Below are 25,369 nucleotides of genomic sequence, written 5' to 3' on the forward strand. Positions count from 1 at the left end.
TTCGACTTATTTATAAATAGAAAATGTAGCAGTAAAGTTCATTTTCTTTGTGAAAGAAGAATTTACACCTGCTTGAAATTGAACAGAAATGTTTCCATCTTTTGTAGCTGTAAAGATACGGCCGTACCTTGCGTACGTATCATATGTACCTATGACCTTATTATCAGCATCATAGACTGTGTATGTGATCGGATAGCCTGAATTTGTTACGGTAACGCTAAGCTCTTCCCCTTTTTTTAGATAGAAGGATTCTTTTGGAGCAACTTCATAAGAGCTTAAAGAATAATATTTAAACACATCTTGATCTTGAACACTTGCCGCACTTGCTTTCGTTGCTTCTAAACCTGTGAAGCTTGCTCCTGTCAATCCTGCAACTCCTAATACACCAGCTAAAAGAATTTTTTTAAACATCATAATTCCTCCCTTAGATTATTGTTAAAAAGTAAAAACTATGAAAATTATTAAAATTGCTTCTAACCACTTTCTTCTAATTTGTTCACCTCCTGTAATCATTATAGTTACATTGAGAACTATTATCAAGAATTTTTTTCTTATTTTTACAAAAAAATTAAATTTATAGATAAACAAGAATTTGTTAACATTCGAAAAAGCCCTATTTACCGGGCTTTCTACGTCATGCTATAAAAATAGTCTCACAAATAAAAATATGTTATTTTTAGAAAAAACCTATTATTTATGAAAAATATGAAAAACCCTCTCGCATAATGACATGAGGGTTCTATGAATATGGTCTCTATTCAAATGTAGGACTAGTCTTTAAAAAATATGATAAAAGTTATGCTTGATGATCTACTTTTTTTTGCTCGCTTAATCTAGCCGATTTTTTGACATTATCGCTCACTGCCTACCAATAAATTGATTTCTTCATAAGAAATCGTCTCGTTTTTTCTCTCTCCAAATTTTCTCACAACAGGAGTAGGATTTTGATTGAAATTCATGCTTAAGCTTTGATTGGAGTAGTGTCCTGCTGGATCGATATAATATTTAAAATCAATGATTTTTTCGATATCGATCTCTGCATAAGCAATTCCTTCTGTTTCTGCCGGTACCATTTCACTAATCGGCTCTCCATCAGGTCCATAAATGCAAGTATGCCCACTCTTAAATGTGTTGAAATACTCTCTTTGTTCTGGTGTTAAACAAATCATATCTTTCATCTCTTCAGAATAAATGGATGAGGTCATTATGACAAAGGTTTGGGTTGAGATCGCATAATATCTACTGGAGATTTCATCATCAAAGTATCCAGGCCAAGAAGCGACGTGAACTTGTTCATTTTGTGAATTCATAGCAAGAAGATCTAATGGCACTTGATGCTCCCAGCACATAAGACCACCCAGGTTTCCGATTTCTGTTTCGAATACAGGCATTAAGCTTCCACTTCCATCACCCCAGATCAACCTTTCTGCAACCGATGCTCTCATCTTTCTATGCTTTCCAATTAAATCTCCGTTCGGATTAAACCATAATTGTGCAAGATATAAGGAGCCCCCATCCTTTTCACTGCAAGAAATGCAAACGTACGTTTGATTTCTTCTAGCTGCTTCACTTAGTTTTTGAATGGCTAAGCTGGGGATTTCAACTGCATTTTTATATAGCTCGTGATAGAATTTTCTTGTATATTCTGGGTGTCCAATAAACGCAAACCAAGGATATCCCGGAAGAAATGCTTCTGGAAATGCGACTAGCTTTGCACCATTAGTCGCAGCTTCATCAATCAATTTGCAAGATTTCTCAACCGTTGCATCTAAATCTAGATATACGGGCGCTGCTTGAACTGCTGCTGCACAAAATTTCGGATATTTCTTCATCATAATTCCTCCTCTTGTTTTTGTTTATTTCCTTCTCAAATAGGTTTGAATCGTTCTTACAACAAGAATGCTATCATTTACTAAAATTGGTGTAACCATCCACCTTGTGGTTATTTTATCCATCCACCACCAAATCAAGGGCAAGAAAAAGAGACCTCCCAAAAAATGAAGATCTCTCACATTGAATGTCACTTATATAGATGCAGATAGTAAAGCCTTTCAAATTGAACCCATCGCTAGCCTAATTGTCAGCCCAAGTCGTGACCAGTCATGAGAATATATCCGACCAAAAAGACATTTAATGCTAAAATAACGCCAGTGGACAACCAAGCTAGCCATTTGACCCACGTTCGATTTACAAACTCGCCCATTTTCCTTTTATCGCTTGTAAATAATACGAGTGGAATAACCGCAAATGGAAGCTGCAGGCTAAGTACCACCTGACTCCATAAGAGCAAATCCCCTGTTCCTCTAGAGCCAGCTATCCAAGTTACAATAAACGCTGGAACGACAGCAATTAAACGTGTAATAATCCGACGAAGCCAAGGTGAAATACGTAATTGGATAAAGCCTTCCATGACAATTTGTCCTGTTAGGGTTCCAGTTATTGTTGAATTTTGACCGGATGCGAGCAATGCAACGGCAAATAATGTACTTGCAATACCAACACCTACAGTCGGACTCAAAAGCTCATAGGCACCTTCAATTTCAGATACATCCAAGCCAGTTCCGTGAAAAGCTGCTGCTCCGAGAATGAGAATAGCGGAATTAATCAAGAAAGCAACAGTCAGGGAAACGGTTGAATCAAGCACTGAAAACGTAAGTGCCTCCTTGCGCCCTTCCCGGTTACGTTTATATTGTCGGGTTTGAACAATGGACGAATGCAAGTACAAATTATGTGGCATCACGGTTGCTCCTAAAATTCCAAGGGAAACAAACAGCATTTCTGGATTTGTAACAATTTCAACCTTAGGTACATAACCGGATAATAACGCTGATACCTCTGGCTTTGAGATGATCAATTCAAAAGCAAATACACCAAAGATCGTCGTCATTAGCACGATAATGATTGATTCAATAATTCTAAATCCCTTTTTCTGGAGCATTAATAATAGCAAAACATCAAGCGTGGTAATGACAATACCCGCTAAAAGTGGGATACCAAACAATAAATGTAGGGCAATTGCAGAACCGATCACCTCTGCCAAATCGGTGGCGATAATAGCAAGCTCAGTTAACATCCAGAGAACAAAAGCTGTTTTTTTACCTACCGAATCACGAGTAGCTTGCGCCAAATCCCGACCGGTAACAATCCCCAGCTTAGCTGCCAAAGATTGAAGTAGGATGGCGATTAAGTTAGAAATGAGTATCACAGACAGCAAGGTATAACCAAACCGCGCCCCGCCAGCAATCGACGTTGCCCAGTTTCCCGGATCAACATAACCAACGGCTACTAACGAACCAGGACCAGCAAAAGCTAAAAATTTACGCCAGAACCCCGCCTTGCTAGGAATGCGCACGGAATTATTCACTTCTTCTAAGCTTACATTGGAACTTCTCTGTAACCAACCGCTATTATCTTTTGCTTCTTCAACTCGAGCATTCATGTTTCTTCCTCCTACTAAAATTGCGTAAAGGAAATTATGTTTCCTTAGGGAAAAAATATATGTAAAAAAAAGTACACCGATTGCGTGTATATATTAATATAATACGTCCACATCGTTTCATTTGTAAATATTTTTTTAACCTTATGCAACTTTTTGTCTCAAAGGAAACTTTCATCCTGATTAAATAATGATCAACCTGTTGATACATGCAATCAAAGCCTTTTAACCGCATCTTATAAACCCAAAACCCTCTGTCATGAAAATAGAACAGAGGGCTTCAGAATTACATATTGAGAATCATGCAAAATACGGTTGCTAGTAGCTAATCGAGATATGCTACTTTCTATTACGGCTAATCCTTCAACAACTACAGAGGCTCCAGCCAATTTACTATCTACATTTGTAACTGCCTTCTCTGGCTAGCTTCTCTCCCTCTTCTCTCTTTGTACAACTCCCACTGTCTACGTAACGTTTTTCTTTGCTAGACTTTTTTGTTTGCCATTTGCTAGGCTCGTCAGAATCATCCCAATTATAACCACAATCATTCCAAGTAAAGATAATCCTCTGGGGAATGATCCATGTAATAAAATCACTTCACCAAGAACGGTAAAGATCATCGTTCCAGATTGCGTGGATTCGACTGCTGCAAGCAATCCCATATTGTTTTTGGCCATATCTGTTGCTAAGAAGAAAAGAATACTTGCAATCACTCCAGAGAATAGAGCCAGCAATATGGCCTGAACAAATTGAGTTCCAGTCGGTAACCCCACCGTAACCGTTCCATAAATCCCCAAAAGAATCGCAATTGGCAAACTACTCATTGCCATTCCTAATGTACGCTGAAAGGTATCGATTCTTCCCTCACACAGCTCCATCATTTTACGGTTACCCAATGGGTATAAAAAAGCACCGATTAAAACGGGTATAAATCCTAGCAAAAATGCCTGAGCACTTAAATGGCCTGCTTGATTTACCTGCATGAGAATCACACCAAGTAGAATAATGACAGAAAAACGCAAGCTTTTAAAAGGAATCGCTTGCCGCACTCTCGTCTGACCTTTTAATGCTGGTACTGTTACAAAAAATATAGGCGAAAGCAATGCCCCCGCTACAATCGTGACTTGCCACGTCCCTGATGTTAACCAGGATGGACCATAAACCGCCGCAAAACTTAATAATGAATAAAAGCCAACACCACCTGCTGTCCCCCATAATAACCATTGGAATGGATGCTTGGCCATTTCCCGGAATAAATCTCCTAGATTTTTTCTAAACAATACGATAAGAAAAAGAAATGGAAGGGCAAAAATAAACCGTAAAGATGCTGTCCAAGCCCAGCTAGTTCCCCCAAGATTCATGGCTCGATTTATGATAAAGGTAGCTGAAAAAAACAATGATGATAATATCCCAACTAGTACTGCTCTCATTTTTATTCACCTCTTTTTATCTACTATGATATATTATATTATACTTTTGCTGTAATAATGTAAAGTAAAATATATCTTATATTGAATAAAAAATGTAATAGAAAGTACTTATAAATAGGAATCCTCTCTTCATTTGATATAGTATAATATATAAAAATAAGAAAAAAGTAAGCTAAACATCGAAAAGGGTGTATTTATATATGGGTTCTACTAATGATGAAACAAAAAAACTGATTCAATTTGTAGGTACTACACTTCGAGAGCTTAGAAAGGAACAGAATTTAAGCTTAGAGGAACTAGCGGCAAAGACAGGAGTCAGTAAGCTGACGCTTGGAAATATTGAACGAGGTGAAACCAATCCAACGCTAGGGATGCTGTGGAAAATTTCAAACGGTCTTTCTGTACCGTTAATGACACTCTTAAAACCGGAAAATGAAATTAATATTTTACGTGCTGGACAAGGACCACAAATTTCAGAAGAGGGTCAGGCATGGGTGCTCGAACCATTGTTTAGTGATACCAGAGGAGGTATTGAGATGTATCGTGGCTTCCTACAACCTCATTGTCGGTATGAGCCTGAAGCCCATCATCCTGGAACGATCGAGATTGCTACTGTAATGGCAGGAGAAGTTCAATTAACAATTGGTGAAGCCACTTATACACTTAACAAATTCGACACCATTCAGTTTACAGCGAGTGAAAAGCATGTTTACATGAACGTACGGGATGAACAGGTTGTACTCCATTTAACCATTAGCTATAAATAGCTATTGATTGTACATAGTGACCCTGCCTATTTTTAGTATATGTATACCTATTCCAGTAAAAAGGAAAGTGCCAGTAATGAGCTGGCACTCATGCTTGTCTAGTATTCTTTATATCAGCTCCTATTTACAACACGTTGCTTACTAGCTCACCGTTTCAAACTAAAGCTCGATCACTCTTTTTCCTGTTTTAAGAACCTTTTCCGCCAAAAAGTTCTCCTCAGGAAAGCTCTCACTCCCCTCCACTTTTTATCTATCCATTAGTTATTTTGTTCACGCTTTCATCTATTGGTTGACAGGTAAAACATAATGAACGCGCTTACTTATTCCCCCCTTACTCTCCTCATTTAGTGTATGCCATGCACTCGTGAACAACGGCATTGCAAAGCTTTTCTACATGATCCTACATTCCACAATTTTACGTTCAGATTTCTATGCTTATCGTGATTTTTTTCTTACAAATGAACGGCTAAAAGTAACTTTGACAAATATATTTTTCGCTATTCAATTCACAGAAAACCAAATGATAAAATGTTTTCATTAAAAATAAAAACAAATTATACCAATGTGAAATTTGTTATTGATAAAAGGGAGGTTTTTCTCTTCATTACGCACGTTTTTCCTTATTGCTAGGTATGATTTCAAAGGCGTACGACTTTGAGAAAATATACTTGGATGAAACCGTAACACTCAAATACTCCACAGAAAAGAGATGATCCCATGAAGTTACCTAACATGTATAAATGTTTGATGGCAACTGCCCTTCTCGGTCAATTTGCAACCTATCCAGAAATATCACATGCGGCTTCACACGAAAAGGAAGTAGTAACTACACAAGATGCTAATTTTAAAGGCTTAATTGGCTACTATTTTAATGATAAAGAATTAAAACAGACTGCTCTGATCTCGAATTCAGAGACAGGCGATTTATCCATTGACAGCGATCAACTAGATGACATGTTGCCTGAGGAATTGCAACAGTTTCAATCTGCCATGTGGAAAGGATTTATTAAGGTAGAAAAATCAGGTGAATATACGTTCTCCACGTCTGATAATGACCACACCATGCTATGGATAGATGATCAACAAGTCATCGATCACTCCTCTGCTACGCAAAAAATCGAATTAAAAAAAGGGAAGCTTTATAAAGTAAAAATTACTTATCAGCCAGAATCCGCTTCCGCTAACGAATTTGGCTTACAGCTTAACTGGATTACTCCACAAGGAAGGGAAGAAATCATTCCAGAGGGAAATCTACTGCTTCCTGACATAAAGAATCAACCAGAGAATGAATCTAGCAGAAAAAAAAGAAGTATTTCAGCTTCTGATGACGGAGTTGAAGATAGTGATGGTGACGGCATCCCTGATTCCTTAGAAGTTGAGGGATACACCTTGGATGTTAAGAATAAAAAACTTATCCTGATGCCTTGGATTGAAAAAGTTCATGGAAAAAAACGCACGAAATCTGGTGCTCCACTAACGAAATATAAATCATCTCCATTGAAATGGAGTACCGCTTCCGATCCGTATAGTGATTTTGCCAAAGTATCAGGAATGATTGATAAACAGGTACAAGTGAGAAATCCATTGCTTGCTGCATATCCTAATTTACAAGTTCATATGGAGAAATTTATTATCTCGAAAAATAGACATGAAACGTTAGAAAATGGCGGGAATACAAGTAGTTCAATCAGTGGAAGTACTTCCACAAGCAATACTAATTCAGTAGAGGTTTCTGTTGGAGCTGAAGTCCACGCTTCCCTCTTTAATTTTGGTGGAAGTGTATCTACTAATTTGAGCGCCAGCAATTCACAGACCGTAACCATTGATCGTTCAAGCTCTGAGAGTTTAGGGAAAAACTGGTCCAAGTCCTTAGGCCTAAACGCAGGAGAGGCTGCCTATTTTAATGCGAATATCCGCTATGTGAATAGTGGTACAGCACCTATTTATGATGCAGCACCTACTACCTCACTCGTGCTAGGAGATAACGACACCATTTCAACAATTAAAGCAAAAGAAAACCAACTAGCAAATGTAGTGTTACCGAACCGTTTTTATCCAAATAAAGAACAAGCAGCTATTTCTCTACAAACCAAAGACGATTTCGGTTCTAGCCCTATTACAATCAATAAAGATCAGCTTGATAAACTAGAGCAAACACAGCAAATGCGCTTGCAAACAAATCAGGTTTCCGGTTATGTAGGAGTAATTGATCCTAAAACAAAATTAGTATCAGTTGATAAAGAGAAGCAATGGAGTCATATTATCCCTCAAATTGAGGAAACTACTGCTCGATTGATCTTAAAAACAGATGATTCAGAGACAGAAAGACGAGTAGCTGCTGTTGATCCTGACGACTACACCGAACAAACGAAGCCAGATGTTACATTAGGAGAAGCGCTCCAATTAGCTTTTGGTTTTGAGGACAAGGATGGAACCTTATATTACGACAATAAAAGTATAGATGAGTTTAAATTGGTATTTGATGAAGAAACTGCTGAAAATATAGAAAAACAATTAGAAGATATGGAATCAGAAAATATCTATGACGTCCAACTGCATGCTCGAATGAATATTCTAATCAAGCCGAATAATGATGAACCTATTGATGAAGTTGAGGTATCTGGTTGGGAAGAATTTGATGGAGAAAAATATTACAATAGATTTGGCGTGATGCAAACTGGTTGGCAAATGATAGATGGGAAAAGATATTATTTTAATGAAAATGGTGCATTAGTACCCAACAGAGTAATTGAGGATGGAACCTATCAAATTAAAACAGCATTAAAGAATACAAGTCTAGTTGATTGGAATAAAAGCGATAATAATATCACAGTGTGGGAAAAGAACAATGAGGATAATCAAAAATGGAAGTTAGAATATGATGACTCTCATCAAGCCTATGTGATTCGCAGCGTAGAAAATAACGATAAAATTATGGCTTGGAATGCTTATCAGGATTCCACTAATGTATTTGCTACAGCGTTTGAAGGGAAACCCGAACATTTTTGGATTCCTGAATGGATTGATAATGACTTCTATATCTTAAAAAATAAGAAAGACCTTACTAAAGTGCTAGATGTAGATGGTTCAAACACTTCAGACGGGTCCAACATTCAGGTACGAGATTACAAAGGCACTGATAATCAAAAGTGGGAAGTAAAACTAGTGAAAGAAAGTTAAGTTGTCGTTCATATTGGACAATGAAATGAACACGAAGTTGATACATTCTCCTCTCTCTATACCATAGATATCAAAAATAGCCCTCTTTTACATAGTAATCACATATTAGACTTACTAAAAAAGAGGGTTTTTTTCTTCTACTGTAGCGCACATAGATAGACGATGATCTATTTTTTACTGCCTATTCAACACACTATTATCTTTTAAGATTTACTACCTGTAAGGAGGAATTTAGATGCCACACAGAAATAAAATGTTGAAAGTCTTGAGTACAACTACTATGCTGTTAGCTTTAACAGCCGCTTCTCCAGCGTTTTCCCATATTACTTATGCAGCAAATGGAATACATGATGTAGAAAATAAAAAGAAAGAGGATAAAGAAAAGAAAAACAAAGAAGATAAAGAAAAGAAAGAGCGAGAGAAAAAAGCCAGAGAAGAAAGAATGAAGGAAGTCATAAAAGGAATTGTAAAAGCAGAAGGTAACAAGGAAGATGAGCGACGCTTAGAAGATACCCAAGAACTATTAAAAAAACTTCCACCAGAAGCATTGGAAATGTATGAAAAAGCGGGAGGAAAAATTCATCTGACCGAAAAAAGTATTGCGGAAAATCCTTTAGTCGAAAAAATCAGTGAAAAAGACAAAAATATAAAAGATAGCGAAGGAAATGAAGTATCCTTAGATTCTCATGTTGTCTTTTCAATTGGTGGGAAGGAACCAGCTCTGATTATTCATACGGAAGAGTTTTCGGATAGCCACACAAAAAGCAAAGAGGTTTATTATGAATTCGGAAAAGCAATCGCTCGTGATACGTTTGAAGAAAAAACTTTTGTCAATGAAGCATTTATAGATGCTTTAGATCGTGTACAAGCAGACGAGGATGCAAGCGCATTACTCCTATCCCATTTACCAACTCATGAGGGGAAGTTTGATTCCGAATATGTGAAAGAACACATCGATGGCTTTCGCGAAGTGTTTGCACAAGCCTTTTCATATTATTATGAACCAACCTATCAGCCGGTATTAAAGACTTATGCGCCTGAAATGTTCAAGTACATGGATGAAATGAATAAAAATGGATTTGAAGAAATAAATAAGAGCGTAGATGCACCAGAAAAACAGCCAGAGCGAAAAGACTTCGAGGAAAACGTAACAGCGGCTGACACATGGTACAAAGAAATGTATAAGGATTATAGTCAAAAACTCAAGCCTGAACAAAAATCTGCCATCCAATTATATACCACGCAAAATTATAAAACGATCAACAAAGGACTACGAGAGAACGATTTGCCTTTAGATAAGATTAAAGAAGTAAGAGATATGTCAAAGGCTTTAGCTAAGTCCCCTCTCTCAGAAGCAGGAACTGTCTATAGAAAAGTGGGAAAAGATGCGCTAGGCATTGACATAACAACTAATTTTAAAAACGAAAATGTTGTAGAGAAATTGAAAAATCAGCTAGAAGGTTCCATTAGAGAAGAAAAAGCTTTCCTTAGTACCTCAGTAGCGAACCATTTTAGTGAATCGTTTGATGCGAAAACAGTTTTAGTTAAAATAAATATTCCAGAAGGAACGCATGCTGCGTATATTTTTGGTGATCTTGCCACCTATCAAGGAGAATCCGAACTAATCATAGATAAAGGTTCTTCTTACAGAATTGATAAAATTGACACCTACGAATACACGAAAAAGTCTGGCGTTAAACAAACAAATTTACTAGTAGAAGCAACGTTACTTCCGAGCCACCTTGCAGAAAATGTCAATACAGCAGCAAGAGAATTAGACAGACAGGGTCTAAAAGAAGATATGATAGAAAAATTAATTGATTTAGATGAGTCTCTATCTGATCTGGATCGTCTATTAAAAAAATCAGACAAAATGGATAAGGAAGAAGTAGTAGAGTTTTTTAATACGATTGTAGGTAATCTCAGTCATGTTACTAAACAAGATGCTGCTATCCTGGATTCACTAGTAACAAGTAGCCGCAGCCAAGAAAAAGAAGAATATCAAACTTGGCTAGAAGATGTAAAAACAATGTATAACCATTATGAAACAATGCAACAATTAAATGACAACGAAATCGTTGAATACGTAACTGATTTGAAGAGTAAATTAGATTCTATTACCAACTAAATAGACTTCAACCCGTTTTTCCGTAATCTATGCACCCCTAACGCTCAGCGGTAACCCATAAGGTTTTCCATTGACTGCTGAAGGGGTGTATTCTCTTATAAAGTCCGAGAATGGTTTTCTTAGTAATTTATAAGCCTCTATCATGCCTGCATAAGTAATACCACCTAAGTTAACTCCCAGACGAAACGATCTATTTATACGTAAAGAGCCTCCCTATCACCCACATTTTTACTCATACTTATGTCCCAGGAAATAGCGCGCCCCTTTACACGTTTTGTTACCCCGTTTTTCTGCTTCCTATAATTGCTTATAATAAAACCTATTTTATTAAAGCAGGATGGAAAATGCTTGAAGCCACTTCACACGGCAACAAGCTGCGGATAAAAAAAGGGACAACCCCTCCTTCTATCTCTGGAGCACTTGTCCCAAAACAATCATTCCTTCACTCTGTCTTTTTTAAGCAAGAATTAGTTAAACCAAATTTATGTGCAGCTCGGTACACCTAGCGATAGCAGAAAGTTTGCTAATGCTTCATTAATAGGTGTTCGAATTGTCACACCAGCAGCGTGACAACTAGGAAAAATTGGCCATTTACTTCATTTATACAAGTAACTTCTACCATATTTTCACCTTGTTTCCAAGAGTATGCTACATACTATGAAAAGAAGGAATAAAATGATAGGGACAACCTCCTAATTGAGTTAATTTCAACTGGCTTACTAGCGTAACTTCGTCTATAAAAACTGTAAGTCTCATCTCATCGCACGAATATACTTAAAGGGAAAGGATATCCTGTACATCGGTTAATCGACTTGATTTTACGTGTAATTGCCTTGTTTTCGTATGTGCCCATGTAAAAATTCCCTTCTTGCACTACGACCTGTTAGTGCTGCTTCAGGTCCACGTTATCTGTTGCATGAAGCACTACTAGTATTTTGGTCCGATTTTAACCCATTCATTTACGAAGCTGCCGCATCTATTGCTTTTCCGTCCGTACCACGAATTTGCTCTGCTGTACGAATTGGGTAATTTTTAAATAACAGTGAGCCAATATATCCTGAAAGAATACCAGATACCATAATACATAAGAAACATAATGTCACTTTCATTGGATCGTTAAACCCGTACATAACCATAAGCCCTGCAATTGGCGTTGCTGTTCCGGTTGCATTATTAATCAGATCAAACATTGAAATAATAATTCCCGCCGTTGCTCCACCAATAAAGTTCGTTATATATACCGGTATTGGATTGGCTGAAATGAGATCCGCTTGCGTTAATGGTTCAATCGAAACGGCAATTACTGTACGCTTATCTCCGAGTTTCATTCGTTTAAAGAAAACATAGTTCATAAAGGATGAGCTTGTTACCGCCAAGGCACCAATTGCCATCGGTAGCCCTGTTAATCCGAGCAATGCTGTTAATGCCATTGAGCTTAACGGTGCAGTTGCAACGACTGTAATAATTCCACCTAGAATAATTCCCATAATAATTGGATTGGCATCAGTTGATGATGTAATAACTGCACCGATCTGCTTCAATGTTACTGTTACAATCGGGTCCATTCCTTTTGCAATTAATCTTGTTAATGGTGCCGCAATTACAATACAAGCAATTAAATCTAATCCTTCTGGTACGCGTTTTTCAATTTGTTTTACTAAAAATGATATAAGGTAACCGGCAATAAATCCAGGCAGCAATCCAAAATTTAACACAGAAGCCCCTACAAGCATAGCATAAACAGGTGATACACCCATCGCTAAAGCAACCAAAGTTGCACCAGCTACTCCGCCGAGACTACCGGAAGATTGGCCAACCTCCTTTAAAAATGGTATACCGATTAAATCGCCACCAACATATAGCTGAAAAGCTTCAACTAAAAAACTAGCAACTGCCGCACTTGCTAAAGCCCCCATAGCCTTCATTCCATTGGGTGCTTTAAAACTAAAAAGGGAAAACAGACTTAGTACAAATAATAGTAATATCGTACCCTTAAGAATCTCCATGATATCAACTTCCTTTTAATCAGGTTTAGTATGAAATAATGCCAAAAATCTAGTTTTCAAATGATGAAGAATGATAATACGCCCTCATTATAGCTTGTTTATTAGCAAACGTTTACTTTTAGTTAATTTAAAAACTTCTGATTTAAATAGCATTCACTTTTCTTACAATAAAATTACCGTAATGAATTACCAGTAAATAGGCAGTAAAAAGAGTAGGCTCTAGCTTATTCCACATAACATGATATAGAACGTGAGCAGCACATCCTCTTAAATCACCTACCAGAGCTATGTTAGTGCAACTAACATTACTTTCTATTAAGATTGATGTAAATCGTCTGAGAACAGAGTAAGATCTTCGCAAAAAATATACTACGCCATTGAACTCTTTTTGTTTTCCCTTAAGTTCCCAGACCCTATGTAAAGCGAGCCAGATTTGTCATTTATGATGATAGGAATACTGCTGACCAGCACGACTTGGTTTTTCTATCAAGGTGCCAATCCTGTTTATTTCACGAAGTAAATTATAGGATGCTCAACTGAAAAATGAAAGCACCACCCGGCTTTAGAGAAGCATGTACCTTCTTAACAACTTCCCCGTTCGATTCGATGTAGTGAAAAGCCAACAAGCTAGTAACTACATAAAATAGAGAGTTTACATATACAAATTAGTTCATTTTACTTGGGTCATAGCAGGTCAACACATAGTAAAAATACAACGATTAGGTTTACAAAAAAGTCGTCTTCTACATTCATAGAAAACGACTTTCTTCACTAGATAAAAGCCCTCAGTGATTCTGTATATCCTTATGTACTTTACGCCAGTATTGTCTTGTTTTTTCGTCGCGTACAATGTAGCCAAGCTTTGCAAGTTCATTGCGAAAGTCTCTGATATCTTCCTTTTCTTTCTTCTCTAAAGCCATTTCTCGCGCCCTCATTAGAGCATTGGCAGATGGTGATATATCGGGGGTATCAAGGACCCAGCGCCGATACTCGTCTTTAAACGGGTCCCCTTCTGAAGACCAAGGATAACCATGCTTCTGAAAGGCATTACTTATTTTGATAGCTGATTCATCGCTTTGTTCTCGTACAAGCTCATATCCTGATTTATCGAGCATGACCAATTGTTTTCCATCCAAGAAAACTGTATCAATATCTTTTAAGGCAATCGTCTGCTTATACTCATCCTTCTCTAACTGTACTTCCTGATTCGTAATCGTTAGGATAAGAGATTCTTTAACAACTATGTAAGCAAACACCAAACCAGCAAGTAAACCAATCACTGCCAACACGATAGTAGGCCAGAATCCTTGAAAGGAATTGATGAGTTTTAAAATTCCTCTGAATGGGACCCAAGGAAGTGTTAAAGCCCATGCCGCTATTTGAGGAAGAAAAAAACCAAGAACTACCCCTACTATTCCGAATCCACCGTATAAAAAAATACCAATCATTTTGGTGTATCCAACAACTGTTTTTTGTTCATTCAATGATATCTTTGATGCTGTCATCTATTTTCACCTACTTATGTATGATGAGCCTACTTTAAATCACGTCTTGCGTAAGCAATGAACGATCGCTTCTCTTCTTCATTCATGTTGCTGTGCTTCTCTACTTTTGTTCACTTCTTTTGTTCACATAAAAGCTCTCCCTTGAATTTTCGATTCAATAATCAATTTTTCGAACAATCAATCAAATGTTATCGCAAAAAAATTTTCTAGTCAATTCACTGCATATTTCTAATTTATTTTTGTTTATGTAGGAGAGAATAATGGATTTTTCACTAGCACCATCCTATAAAATTGGATCAACAGTAGAAAAAGGAGGCTGCTAATTGTTTTACATAGCAGTATTTTTCTCTGTTAATTCGTTGATCTCCATGAAGGCGTTAGTTAAACGAAGCTATAAAAGAAGGTTCTCACTCGTGCAATAAAATATTTTCGATTTTTATGTTTGTACCATATGTTGAAATAACAATAAATCTTTGTGTCCAAATTGTTAACTTAACCATATATGGAAGGATATTCCTTTCTACCAAAGAATTATTTGTGTTGTAACAAAAAATAATTTTTAGGGAGTTGAGGCAAATGTTTAAAAAATTTGTTGTTGGTGCCCTAGCCTTAGGACTTATGAGTGGATTTGGCGGTAGTTTCGCGTCTGCGGCTACTTTAGATTCCGCTCAAGAGCAGCAGATTGTTAAAGCACAAATAAGAACTGGAGATCTTTTTGTAGTTCCAGGTGGACAACCAGTGCCTTTGTATTCTATGCGTAATATTTCATATGTAGTGATATCAGGCAACTCACATTTAGAGGTATATAAAAATCCCTATAATCAAACATGGTACATGAGAGCTGATTCCCAGTTCACCGGTGGTTATATTAAATTGCTTCTCGATGGAGAAGATGAAATAGTGTATAAAGTTTATAGAAGATAGGCTCTACAAAGCTCTCCTTTTAAATGAAGGAGAGCTTTTCAATTCACTCTCGTACATGCCCCAAAAACCACCGCCTACTGATCCGCCGGAAAACCATAGTCCTATCCAAAAGAAAGCATGAAAATAAAAAGATCACGCTGATGTCGCGATCTTAATTTACAAGATTACGATGTATTTTAGATGTGTTTTGCTACCAAAAAAATTAAAGCTATTCATGTATTGATTTATCGTGTTAGATCGAGTCAGGCATTTAAATCTGTCATAGCTGGTACATGAATTTCTTTGACACACGAAACCTTTGACAAGTTCACAACACATTTGGCTAAAGAGACAATATCCTGAACTGGAATTCGTGTGCCGTTATATTCAGAAATCGCTTTTTCGGCACCAGCCTCATATGGGATTTCTGCTGCTAGTTCACCTGGATTGATGCAAGTAACAGCAATTCCATCTTTTCTGACATGTTCTCGCAAAGCATTGGTTATGCCTCGCAACCCGAATTTAGAACTCACAAAAGATACTTGAGAATTATTTGTATTATCTAACCCAGCAGTCGATCCAATTAGGATGATCTTCCCACTTTCTGATCTTCTTAGATTTGGCAACAAGGCTTGGATATAAGTAATCGTGGATGTTATGTTTGTATGAATGATAGTAGCAATATCTTCTGGATCGTCCTGTTCGAAGTCGTAATGATCTTCAAACCCTTCTTTTTCCCACACCCCAACATTGTATATCAGGACATCAATTCTTTCATGTTGAAGAGTATCCGTAATCATTTTTATTTTATTTTGTTGCGATAAATCGGCTTCCAGCCATATTCGCTGAACTCCGTCATGTAAGTCTAAGCTTCTGGGCCTGCTTCTGGACACAATCCATACCTGATCACCAGAACTGGGTAAGCCTTTAACAAAAGCGTCTCCTAAACCTTTGCTAGCTCCAAATATAATATATTTTTTCATCAAACGACCCCCTATTTCTGTAATTTTCCACAATTATTCAGAATGTTACCACCTTTCATTATTTCAGTCAATTTACGTTAGATCAGGGAAATAGATATTGAACAGATTTTTGCGATTTTCTTTAATGTTTAAAAACAGCTCGTGTACAACATCACATTGTTTGGCAATCTCACTAATTTTCATAATTTCATCTCCTTATTTATGATCAAAAAATAAAAAAAGCCCTATGCTAACCATAAACCTATTGAAGTGCACCCCTTAAAGTAGACATTGGTCATTCATTATTGAAAAGCCTCTTCAAATGCACGATCAATTTGATCGGCTTCCTTGGAAACCACAAACAGAACAAATTGGCCCTTCACCTTCCAAACATGTTTTTCAACGAGATGATATTCTTCCGGGCGATAGTCTCTGAATTTGAGGGTTTGGGCCTCAATTCGTTTTTGCACATTTTCTTTGACGACATCCACCTGATTCAGGTCTTTCACTTTCAGTACCAAGAGTTCGTCCGCCTCAACATTAGATGAAGAGGTAAATAGGATAAAGTCCTCGACCTCCTCAGGAGCAATGTGATAAAGCTTTTGCAGCTTAGCTATATCACCTTGCTTCATTTTTTCCAAATTCACGGCTTGCTTGATGTGTTCTCCGACCTCGATCGCTGTATGAATGGGGGTATCTTCTCCCTCACTAGAACATCCCGTCATCGCACAAAACACAATTGTGCAAGCAAGGAATAAACACAACCATTTCCTGCAACCACAACCTATGCTAGAATAAATTCCTTCCATTCTACTCCCCTCTCTCCTCCTCCTGTTCTGTTAAGGCCTGGATAGACGGATCTTCAAAAAACGTCTGGACATTGTATAGCAACAGCATGTCGTGAATCTGCTGTTCCTGTATAAGCTTTTTGATATCTCCCTCATAATATCTGAGGTCGATGACATATATTTCTTGAAAATGCTGTGTTAAAAAGGGAAGAAAGCTGTTGGCATAGGAATCTTTGATAACCAGCAGTTTTTTGCCCTTCCGATTGCTCGTTGCTATTTTGATCAGGCCGTGGTTCCCGTTGAGAAAAACGGTGTACTTGTCCTTCTTCTTCAGATTATCCATCACATACAGGGAGTCCGACCGCTGCTGTTCGTCAACATATTCTACGCTGTTTCTACCGTTATCCTCTGGTAAATATAGCTTAATGCTGTCGGGCTTCATGTGTCTGTAACCGCTCTTGGAATACAGGGAACCGTAGAAGTCATTCGTCACTGTTTCAATACGGAAATCTTCTTTTATTTTCGGCTCAAACCCCATCTGCTTACCCAACACCTGATAGGCATAGTAAGCGCCATTGGTAGTCCAATGGTGATCCGTTTTATAAAAAATGGATTGCTCCCGATTGGCAAAAAGCGCTGGATACACATCAATAATATGAATATTTTCACGAAGAGATCGTTGGACCTTGCCTCTGGACACAAGCTCGCCATTATCCGAGACATTGGAAGGGAGCTTGTCGGCCAACACACTCTGTGCCGTGGGAACAAGCATCACGTATTTTCGAAGATCGGGGGTGGCATCATCGAAGGCATGGATTGCTGCTACCTTTTCCTTCAGATTCTCGTCTGTTGGCGGAATAAATTTTTGCAGTAAAAATCCGTCCTTACCCAAATAAACCCCGTGGCTCTCCTTTTTCCCGATAACTCGTTCCGCATCCGTTTTCAAACCGATCCAAAAATCCCTTGCCGCAAATTGGTCAGCAATGTACTTCTCTACATTGGAAGCAAGCTTTCCCGACATCAGATTGCGTGAGGAAAAACTCGCTAGCTGCTCCAAGCTCCGGTTTTCCGATTCCGAAAAGAGCTTATCTGGAGTCAAAAGGTTCCATAACAACATGCCGCATAAAAAAACGATCAACAGGATCGCAAGTATGTTCGGATACCAATGATTAGGTCTGTTCAGAAAAACCACCTTCTTCAAAATCGAAAGTATAAGAAAGGATTGTACGTATCATTGACCAAGAAAGCAGTGGTCAGAAGCAGGAAAAGGAAATGCATAGTAAAAACAGCAATACCTCCTGCCCAATGGAATTTTTCTCTCACGTACAAAACAGCCTTTCTCGGAAATGGTGTTGCGCACAAGGCCAGCAAAAGCAAAAGAATCAAATTGCTGGACAGGTAGTAAAACGATTGATCATCAGAAACACCATGCGAACCGAATCCGAACATCGTTTGGATGAATGTCCAGGCGTCAGAAACATGATCGATTTCAAAGAATACCCATCCTACGATCACGATGATAAGCGTGTAGACATGCCCGACAAAGGCATGCGACTTTTGTAGCCAGCTTAAAAGAATCCATTTTTCAATCATGATCAACACCCCGAAATACAATCCCCAAATCACAAAATTCCAGCTCGCGCCATGCCATAGACCAGTTAAAAACCAGACTACAAACAAGTTGATGAACTGCCGCAGCATGCCTACCCGGTTCCCTCCAAGGGGTATATACACATATTCCCGAAACCAGGTGCCTAAAGAAATATGCCATCTGCGCCAGAACTCCGTTATGCTTTTCGAGATGTACGGGTACTTGAAGTTTTCCATAAAATCGAAGCCGAACATTTTTCCTAGACCGCGCGCCATATCCGAATATCCGCTGAAGTCAAAATAAATCTGAAAACTAAAGGCCATAATTCCAAGCCAGGCGGAAATAACTGTGACTTCTTCTGCAGGCATCGCTTTCACATTCGTCCACAGAATACCGATGTTATTCGCAAGCAGCACTTTCTTGGCAAGTCCTCCGATAAACAATTCCGCTCCTTCGCCGAATCGTTCCAATGTCACTTTTCGAAAGGATAGTTGCTTGGCAATATCGCTGTATCTAACGATCGGTCCTGCCACCAACTGTGGAAACATCGTCACGTAAAGCCCAAAGGACAGGATATTTTTTTGTACAGGCACTCGATTACGGTACACATCTACGATATAAGACATCGTTTGAAATGTATAAAATGAAATTCCCACCGGAAGTGGAAGCTCTGTAGCTTGCAAATTCAGGCCAAGCCAGTGATTGAGATTGTCCACGACAAATCCGCTATATTTGAAGAACCCGAGAATGCCCAAGCTTCCGGCAAGCGAACAGATAAAAACAGCTCTGCTAATCCCTTTGCGGTGCCTGAAGTTGTCTATCAATAGTCCGTTTGCATAATCAAAGACGGTTGAAAAGAGCATGAGGAATACGTATACAGGTTCTCCCCACGCATAAAACACCAGACTGGCGGCAAAGAGAATCACATTTTTCAGAGCTGTGGGTACTAAAAAATAGAGTAAAATCGTTATCGGCAAAAAATAGTATAGAAAGATGAGACTGCTGAATACCAACGCTCGTCACCTCCTAACCTGCAGTCATTTAAAAATTTCAGCATGTCAGTTCACGTAGCCTTTTAATAAGTCCAGCAAAAGTTTGTAGTATTTCTCGTTGAAATGGATGCCGTCCTTATCATACAGATCGAGGCTGTTGGTAAAGATCGGAGACAAATCGACAAACGCTACTTTTTCCTCGGCAGCAAGCTCTTGTAATCCTTTGTTGTACTCTGCAATTTTTTGATAACGGGGTTCTTTCTGCTCCGCTTCCACAGTAACCGGGGTTACCGATAAGATCGTTATTTTTGCTTTAGGAAGTCTTTCTTTGATGCTGTCGATTAATTTTGCGTAATGCTTATACGAGTATTTCAGGGGATCATCTGTCGGCCACAGGATGTCATCCGATCCCAATTGAATAAAGACATGTTTCGGGTTTCTTTTCGCCAGATCGTTGACATCTTCCAAGGCAAATTCGGCTGTTTTCCCTGCACCTGCACTCACATTGGCTTCGTCCAAAACATCATGGAAGGACAGTCCTTCCATGATCGAATCCCCTAAAAATACACTTGTTTGAAACGTGGTTTTATACGAATGCTCTGCTATAGTGGGAGCAGATTTGCTTTCTTGAGTCACTGAACCCATTGCTTGCTCATTTGCCTGATTTCCACACGCTGCCAAGGATAATGCGATGACCCCCGTCAGCATAATTGCAAAAGTTTTATTTCTCATGTCAGTCTTCCTCTCTTGTGTTTGATAGATAATCTTGAATTCCCTCGATAATCGAAGTGGCAATGCGATATTGAAAATCTTCTTTCAACAGTTTTTGCTCCTCCATCGGATTCGTTACATACCCTACTTCAAGCAGTACTGCCGGCATTTCCGTGTCTTTGACAACGAAAAAATCCTCCTTTTTCACCCCTCTATCCCGAAATCCGGTCGCTTCTATCACGTGCTTGTGTATGCTCTCAGCAAACGGAAGAGATTCGGGACGATAATAGTACGTTTCTGTACCCGAAACAGTGGAATCTGTATACGTATTCCCATGGATGGAAAGAAACAAATCTGCGCCCATCTGATTGGCAAATTCCGGTCTCTTTCGATCAATCGAGGATAAAAAACTGTCATCGCTTCTGGTCAAGTACACCTTCATGCGCGAATCTTGCTCCAATAACTCCTTTACCTTTCGTGCCAGTTGCAGAGTAAAATCCTTTTCAGCTTGACCACTTACGCTCTTTGCGCCATGATCTTTTCCACCGTGCCCCGGGTCGATGACAATCTTATAGACTTGAGGATTGGCATAGCTCTTGTTTACATAACTGTTGCTTGCATCACTGTTGTTAGGATTGCTGTATAATAACCCAACAATAAAGATGACAAATACGGGCAATATCATATAAATAAATTTCTTTTTGACGATCACTTCCTACTCCTTTCCCCCTCTTACTTACATCCGCAAGGCTCCATTCTCTTGCTCACAATGAGATGATAATAGAAAGAGATAAAGATAAAGTGCAGAAGAAATCGAAATGGATTAAAGAATACGCTAAAACGGAAAGAAAACAAAAAAAGCGCAGAAGCGGGTTCTGCACTTGGGTGTTGACTTATACTTACTTGTGGAGATGGAAGTAAAACATAACGCCATCTTCCGTATTGAAAACGCCATAAGGTACGTCATGGAGCTCCAAAATCTTTTTAGAGATGGCAAGACCGAGCCCGGTTCCACCTGTGGAGCGATGGCGGGAAGACTCCCCTCGATAAAATCGATCCCATATTTTCTCAAGGTGCTCTTCTTGTATATGAGCTCCTTTGTTTTCGATACAAACGATTGCCATATCCTGTTCTGCGCCGATCGAAATCATGATGGTTTCCCCATCAGGCGTGTAACGAATAGCGTTGGTCAGGAAATTGACAAGAACTTGCTCGATGCGCAACTGGTTGGCCACTACCTTGATCGGAACAAGCTCGGTATGCAAATGCAACTGTTTGCTCTCGATTTCTGGCTGTAATTTCTCACAAATCTGCTTAATCACCACATCTAATGGAAACAACTCCATTTTCATCTTGTACGTTCCGGACTCGTATTTAGCAAGATCCAGCATATCCACAATGAGCATATCCATCTTTCTCACTTCATTTTCCATCGCATCGAAATAATAATCCTTCTTATGGCTCGCCACTCCATCTTTTAGGATCGACAGACAGCTTTGGATCACACTGAGTGGAGTCTTCAACTCATGCGATACTCCTGAGATGAACTCCTTTCTCGTATTTTCCAATTGCTTCTCTTTCTCGATATCTTGCTGCAGTTGTTCGATGTAGGAGTGTAGCCGATCAGAGAGCATATTAATATTGTGCGATAAGTCCCCGATCTCATCTTTGGACTTAACGGGAATTTTCTCTGAGAAGTCTAGGGTTGCAATCTTTTTAGTCGTATGGTTGATCCGTAGCAAAGGCCTCGCGATCTGCTTCGAATAGTAGAACGAACTCAACAAGATGAGGAGCAGTACAAATAAAATGAGATACACATAGTATTCTTTAATCATGCTGATTGCTTCATCAACAGGCTGTAGCGATGTCATAGCAAAAATATAGGCTGGCTTCCCGTCCTTGTTCTGGATGGGATGGACAAACAGTTGGTACTTGATATCGTTTTCTTCTACAAGGTACGTCCACGGGATAGTCAATTTCATCTTTTCCGGACTTAGTAAAAGATTGGCTTGAAATTCTTTGATCCGGTCCATAAAGACAAGGTTTGTATATAATAGCCGGGGTGTTTCGTTCTTTACAGGAAGGTGAGTCTTGGTGATGGTTCCAAAAAGGTAGATGGATGGGAAAGCTTTTAGCGATTTTTCCTGGTCTTGAAATTTTGGAATTATCTCGTGCTCTTTTTTAGCGATTTGATTATTTTCAAAAGTTACCTTCCCCCATTCCACCCCAAGTCGATAAGGAACAACCGCCTTATCTTTCTTGATTCCTTCAATGGTAACCATCGCTCCTGTATGAAGAAAGCTGTTTCCTTGATGAATTTCCTCAATATTTAGGAACCCATATAACGGAATAATAAGCGTCTGATTGGAAAAGGGGCGGTTCTTATCGGGCAATAGCTTTACTTCGATGGAAAAATCATCGGCATGATTTATATTTCCCAGATAATCCACCGTGGTGATCCATGTATTGTGTTGGCGATAATATTCTTGCTCCAGCCTCTGGATCGCTTGCGCATCCCCGTTGTTCTTTCCATATTCTTGTGCGAATGTTTTCAGATTCGCTTGGACGTCCGCCACTTTTTTATTGATGTAAAATTGTTTGAAGAAAACGGTCTGTCCCACATAAATGGAAGCAAGAATGAACAAGCATAAAGTCGTTGTCCAGATAAATAATTTCAATACAATGCTACACTTCATACTTGCTCCTCAAATTTATAACCTGAACGCACGACTGTGGTAATACATTTTGATTTCTCCCCTAGTTTGGAGCGCAGATTACGAATGTGACTATTCACGGTGCGATCATCGCCGGTAAAGTCATACCCCCATATTTTGGTGATCAATTGCTCCCTTGTGATAATCATCTCTTTATTCCTCATTAAATAAGCTAAAATTTCAAATTCGGTGTGCGTTAAATCGGTCTTAACACCTTCTACGGTAACTGTTCGGGACAGGAAATGAATGGTAATCCCGCTACTCGACAATCCTTCACCCACCAGCCCGGAAACATCGCGACTCTCCAGAAGCCGTTTTGCTCGTGCCAATAAAATGGGAGGACTGTATGGCTTGGTCACATAATCATCTGCCCCCAGCTCAAACCCAAAGATCGTATCATCCTCATCGACACGAGCTGTCAGCATGATGATAGGTACATTGGATGTCTTACGAATACGTTTGCAAACAGTCCATCCGTCCAATTCAGGCAACATAATGTCCAAAATAATCAAGTGTACTTCACTTTCCTGAAAAATCGTGAGTGCTTCTTTTCCGTCTGCCGCTTCTAACACTTCATATCCTTCATTTATAAAATAATCCTTCATGATCTCCCGCAATATTGGTTCATCTTCAACTATCAAGATGGTTTTTCGCATGTATGTTCTCCCTGAGCAATTTTATCTGATATACTATCATATCCGAAAAAGGATTTCTATCAGTTGCCCACGAACTTTCAGTCATGTAGGGATGCCCATTCCTACGCCCCGTGCTTTCACTAGCAAGGGTTTTTTATATTTATCAGGGCTATTTAACTTAATTTCTTCATGATACGGTTTCCTCCTGTTTGCGTAATTTTTAAGGAAATGAACTCACTTTAATAATAAGTGCACGCTTGTCCCACTAAACTAACAGACCTACTGTTTCATCCTAAGAAAGCTATAAATGACAACACAAAATAGCCCTGTTCACCTTAAATATGGTGAGGACTACTTGTATGTATGAGGAGAGCCATCCTAACACTTACACAAATACGGGTTCCCAATCAATCTCCCTGCTACTTAGATGAGTTTTCTAGCAGTATGAAATTATTTATATAGCTGTCGGACTTTGAATATATTTCGTTAATTTTATGAGTCTTAAGATCAAAGTAGAATAGTCCATTCGGTGGACCATCTTCGGTTATATCATTATTGTTCAAAGTCGATTTGAGGTTTCCTTTTATGAAAAGACCTTGTTTATCAGAAGCAAAATATGCCTCTTCGATTGTACTTAGTTCTGGAATAACAAGTGGCTCTTTTTTGCCTGAATCAAAATAAAAAAGATACATTTGTTTTTCTTTAAAAACCTTAGAGCCACTTTTTATCAGTGCAACTTCTGTATTTGTTGAGACAGAGAATAATCTGATTACTTCTTTTGCTTTGTATAATTCTCTTGGTTTTTTTTGTTCTCCTTGATTCATATCGTATTCGACGACACGATGAGTGGCTGCATCAATGTCAGGTGCTTGTTCTTTTGCTGCTTTTCTGGTAAGTGTTTCATCTTCCTGATTAGAATATAGAGTAGCATACAGCTTTTTTGTATATGGATTATACATTAGATGTTTTACTGAAGTATCATCATCATTTGGAGGAACCCAAAATGATAGTTTTTTTGTTTGTAGGTTATATGAAGCTAATTGGACCGCTGATTTTGTTTTTTCGGCAGCGGCTATAATTATTTGATTTCCCACTGGGATAATATAATTGATTGCAAATAAATTGGTGGTTAATTTCTCCTTCTTTTTCGTAGCTAGATCGAGTTTTACCAGTTGGTCAGACCCTGTAGAATCACGTTCGGAATAATAGAGTGACTTAGTATTTAGATCAACAGCTCCAAGAGGATATTGAGCAGTATCAGGGGTTTTGGCCATTTCTTTTATGGTTTTTGCATCTATATCGTATGTATAAAAATGGTTTTCATTTTGTTTGTTTGTCACGGTGAGGGAAAAATATTCAGATTGGTTATGTTTTTCAGCATTTGAGTCAGAAGACGGTACAGTCGAAGTGTTGGTGGTGCTTGTATTTGGAGTACAGGCATTGATCGCTACAGATACGACAAGAATGAAGGTAGTTAAGATTTTTTTCATTTTTGGCTCCCTCCTATATAACAAATAACACTACATTTTATTTTGAAAAAGAGAAAAGTGTCGTAAAATAACTCGACACTTATCAATCAGTTATAAGTAACATTTTTGGTATGAGCTATTTTAGAAGAGCA

Annotated in this window: 19 protein-coding genes and 1 pseudogene; 4 read left to right on the plus strand and 16 right to left on the minus strand. The window is 38.5% G+C overall.

Annotated features, from left to right (window positions below; all coding sequences use genetic code 11):
- Positions 1 to 6: 6 nt before the first annotated feature.
- From BRLA_RS14310 to BRLA_RS14325, 4 genes are all read right to left on the minus strand, one after another.
- On the minus strand, positions 7 to 414 hold the full coding sequence (locus BRLA_RS14310) for a hypothetical protein (RefSeq protein WP_003335861.1): 408 nt from the start codon (positions 412 to 414) through the stop codon (positions 7 to 9).
- 437 nt (positions 415 to 851) lie between these two features.
- Complete coding sequence (locus tag BRLA_RS14315; protein WP_003335860.1) at positions 852 to 1,835, minus strand: carbon-nitrogen hydrolase family protein; 984 nt, start codon at positions 1,833 to 1,835, stop codon at positions 852 to 854.
- A 245-nt stretch (positions 1,836 to 2,080) separates the two neighbouring features.
- Positions 2,081 to 3,439, minus strand: coding sequence for an Nramp family divalent metal transporter (locus BRLA_RS14320; protein ID WP_003335859.1), 1,359 nt, complete (start codon positions 3,437 to 3,439; stop codon positions 2,081 to 2,083).
- 461 nt (positions 3,440 to 3,900) lie between these two features.
- Positions 3,901 to 4,866, minus strand: coding sequence for a DMT family transporter (locus tag BRLA_RS14325; RefSeq protein WP_003335856.1), 966 nt, complete (start codon positions 4,864 to 4,866; stop codon positions 3,901 to 3,903).
- 200 nt (positions 4,867 to 5,066) lie between these two features.
- Here BRLA_RS14325 and BRLA_RS14330 point away from each other — a divergent pair, with 200 nt between their 5' ends.
- The 3 genes from BRLA_RS14330 (at position 5,067) to BRLA_RS14340 (ending at position 10,941) form a co-directional block, all read left to right on the plus strand.
- Positions 5,067 to 5,633 (plus strand): helix-turn-helix domain-containing protein, encoded by a 567-nt coding sequence (locus BRLA_RS14330; RefSeq protein ID WP_003335855.1) that lies wholly within the window; start codon positions 5,067 to 5,069, stop codon positions 5,631 to 5,633.
- A gap of 717 nt (positions 5,634 to 6,350) precedes the next feature.
- Positions 6,351 to 8,813, plus strand: coding sequence for a binary toxin-like calcium binding domain-containing protein (locus tag BRLA_RS14335; protein ID WP_003335853.1), 2,463 nt, complete (start codon positions 6,351 to 6,353; stop codon positions 8,811 to 8,813).
- 235 nt (positions 8,814 to 9,048) lie between these two features.
- On the plus strand, positions 9,049 to 10,941 hold the full coding sequence (locus BRLA_RS14340) for an ADP-ribosyltransferase (protein ID WP_003335852.1): 1,893 nt from the start codon (positions 9,049 to 9,051) through the stop codon (positions 10,939 to 10,941).
- A gap of 959 nt (positions 10,942 to 11,900) precedes the next feature.
- On the opposite strand, the gene BRLA_RS14345 is transcribed toward BRLA_RS14340, so the two are convergent.
- A complete protein-coding gene (locus BRLA_RS14345; RefSeq protein ID WP_003335850.1) occupies positions 11,901 to 12,947 on the minus strand; it encodes a PTS sugar transporter subunit IIC in 1,047 nt (348 codons plus the stop codon).
- Positions 12,948 to 13,732: 785 nt separating this feature from the next.
- The gene (locus tag BRLA_RS14350) at positions 13,733 to 14,452 is read right to left on the minus strand and encodes a DUF308 domain-containing protein (protein ID WP_003335848.1); all 720 of its coding nucleotides are present in this window, start codon (positions 14,450 to 14,452) and stop codon (positions 13,733 to 13,735) included.
- 576 nt (positions 14,453 to 15,028) lie between these two features.
- Here BRLA_RS14350 and BRLA_RS14355 point away from each other — a divergent pair.
- On the plus strand, positions 15,029 to 15,376 hold the full coding sequence (locus tag BRLA_RS14355; RefSeq protein WP_003335847.1) for a hypothetical protein: 348 nt from the start codon (positions 15,029 to 15,031) through the stop codon (positions 15,374 to 15,376).
- Positions 15,377 to 15,618: 242 nt separating this feature from the next.
- Here the strand turns inward: BRLA_RS14355 and BRLA_RS14360 are convergent, their stop codons facing one another.
- From BRLA_RS14360 to BRLA_RS14400, 10 genes and pseudogenes are all read right to left on the minus strand, one after another.
- Complete coding sequence (locus tag BRLA_RS14360; protein ID WP_003335845.1) at positions 15,619 to 16,338, minus strand: SDR family NAD(P)-dependent oxidoreductase; 720 nt, start codon at positions 16,336 to 16,338, stop codon at positions 15,619 to 15,621.
- 281 nt (positions 16,339 to 16,619) lie between these two features.
- Entirely contained in the window at positions 16,620 to 17,126 is a 507-nt protein-coding gene (locus tag BRLA_RS14365; RefSeq protein WP_003335844.1) for a DUF4358 domain-containing protein, read from the minus strand.
- Between the two features lies 1 nt (position 17,127).
- Positions 17,128 to 18,162 (minus strand): DHHW family protein, encoded by a 1,035-nt coding sequence (locus BRLA_RS14370; protein WP_236867781.1) that lies wholly within the window; start codon positions 18,160 to 18,162, stop codon positions 17,128 to 17,130.
- 140 nt (positions 18,163 to 18,302) lie between these two features.
- A complete protein-coding gene (locus BRLA_RS14375; protein WP_003335842.1) occupies positions 18,303 to 19,709 on the minus strand; it encodes an MBOAT family O-acyltransferase in 1,407 nt (468 codons plus the stop codon).
- Between the two features lie 45 nt (positions 19,710 to 19,754).
- Positions 19,755 to 20,420, minus strand: coding sequence for a GDSL-type esterase/lipase family protein (locus BRLA_RS14380; RefSeq protein WP_003335841.1), 666 nt, complete (start codon positions 20,418 to 20,420; stop codon positions 19,755 to 19,757).
- A gap of 1 nt (position 20,421) precedes the next feature.
- The gene (locus BRLA_RS14385) at positions 20,422 to 21,111 is read right to left on the minus strand and encodes an N-acetylmuramoyl-L-alanine amidase family protein (protein WP_003335840.1); all 690 of its coding nucleotides are present in this window, start codon (positions 21,109 to 21,111) and stop codon (positions 20,422 to 20,424) included.
- Between the two features lie 187 nt (positions 21,112 to 21,298).
- Positions 21,299 to 21,790 (minus strand): sensor histidine kinase, encoded by a 492-nt coding sequence (locus BRLA_RS25315; protein WP_425304191.1) that lies wholly within the window; start codon positions 21,788 to 21,790, stop codon positions 21,299 to 21,301.
- Positions 21,773 to 23,095: pseudogene (locus tag BRLA_RS14390) on the minus strand (histidine kinase dimerization/phospho-acceptor domain-containing protein); the annotation flags it as partial. The gene BRLA_RS25315 and the pseudogene BRLA_RS14390, both read right to left, overlap by 18 nt.
- Positions 23,092 to 23,769 carry a response regulator transcription factor gene (locus BRLA_RS14395; RefSeq protein WP_003335838.1) on the minus strand — a complete coding sequence of 226 codons (678 nt, stop codon included), beginning with the start codon at positions 23,767 to 23,769 and terminating at the stop codon, positions 23,092 to 23,094. The gene BRLA_RS14395 and the pseudogene BRLA_RS14390, both read right to left, overlap by 4 nt.
- A gap of 398 nt (positions 23,770 to 24,167) precedes the next feature.
- Positions 24,168 to 25,238 (minus strand): hypothetical protein, encoded by a 1,071-nt coding sequence (locus tag BRLA_RS14400; protein ID WP_003335837.1) that lies wholly within the window; start codon positions 25,236 to 25,238, stop codon positions 24,168 to 24,170.
- Positions 25,239 to 25,369 lie beyond the last annotated feature (131 nt).

The organism is Brevibacillus laterosporus LMG 15441 (assembly GCF_000219535.2).
GTDB lineage: Bacteria > Bacillota > Bacilli > Brevibacillales > Brevibacillaceae > Brevibacillus_B > Brevibacillus_B halotolerans.

What these genes read in the sequence shown, in the direction of transcription:
- BRLA_RS14310 (WP_003335861.1), bottom strand. Translation starts at nt 414, where the DNA reads ATGATGTTTAAAAAAATTCTTTTAGCTGGTGTATTAGGAGTTGCAGGA.
- BRLA_RS14315 (WP_003335860.1), bottom strand. Translation starts at nt 1,835, where the DNA reads ATGATGAAGAAATATCCGAAATTTTGTGCAGCAGCAGTTCAAGCAGCG.
- BRLA_RS14320 (WP_003335859.1), bottom strand. Translation starts at nt 3,439, where the DNA reads ATGAATGCTCGAGTTGAAGAAGCAAAAGATAATAGCGGTTGGTTACAG.
- BRLA_RS14325 (WP_003335856.1), bottom strand. Translation starts at nt 4,866, where the DNA reads ATGAGAGCAGTACTAGTTGGGATATTATCATCATTGTTTTTTTCAGCT.
- BRLA_RS14330 (WP_003335855.1), top strand. Translation starts at nt 5,067, where the DNA reads ATGGGTTCTACTAATGATGAAACAAAAAAACTGATTCAATTTGTAGGT.
- BRLA_RS14335 (WP_003335853.1), top strand. Translation starts at nt 6,351, where the DNA reads ATGAAGTTACCTAACATGTATAAATGTTTGATGGCAACTGCCCTTCTC.
- BRLA_RS14340 (WP_003335852.1), top strand. Translation starts at nt 9,049, where the DNA reads ATGCCACACAGAAATAAAATGTTGAAAGTCTTGAGTACAACTACTATG.
- BRLA_RS14345 (WP_003335850.1), bottom strand. Translation starts at nt 12,947, where the DNA reads ATGGAGATTCTTAAGGGTACGATATTACTATTATTTGTACTAAGTCTG.
- BRLA_RS14350 (WP_003335848.1), bottom strand. Translation starts at nt 14,452, where the DNA reads ATGACAGCATCAAAGATATCATTGAATGAACAAAAAACAGTTGTTGGA.
- BRLA_RS14355 (WP_003335847.1), top strand. Translation starts at nt 15,029, where the DNA reads ATGTTTAAAAAATTTGTTGTTGGTGCCCTAGCCTTAGGACTTATGAGT.
- BRLA_RS14360 (WP_003335845.1), bottom strand. Translation starts at nt 16,338, where the DNA reads ATGAAAAAATATATTATATTTGGAGCTAGCAAAGGTTTAGGAGACGCT.
- BRLA_RS14365 (WP_003335844.1), bottom strand. Translation starts at nt 17,126, where the DNA reads ATGGAAGGAATTTATTCTAGCATAGGTTGTGGTTGCAGGAAATGGTTG.
- BRLA_RS14380 (WP_003335841.1), bottom strand. Translation starts at nt 20,420, where the DNA reads ATGAGAAATAAAACTTTTGCAATTATGCTGACGGGGGTCATCGCATTA.
- BRLA_RS25315 (WP_425304191.1), bottom strand. Translation starts at nt 21,790, where the DNA reads ATGCTGGATCTTGCTAAATACGAGTCCGGAACGTACAAGATGAAAATG.
- BRLA_RS14395 (WP_003335838.1), bottom strand. Translation starts at nt 23,769, where the DNA reads ATGCGAAAAACCATCTTGATAGTTGAAGATGAACCAATATTGCGGGAG.
- BRLA_RS14400 (WP_003335837.1), bottom strand. Translation starts at nt 25,238, where the DNA reads ATGAAAAAAATCTTAACTACCTTCATTCTTGTCGTATCTGTAGCGATC.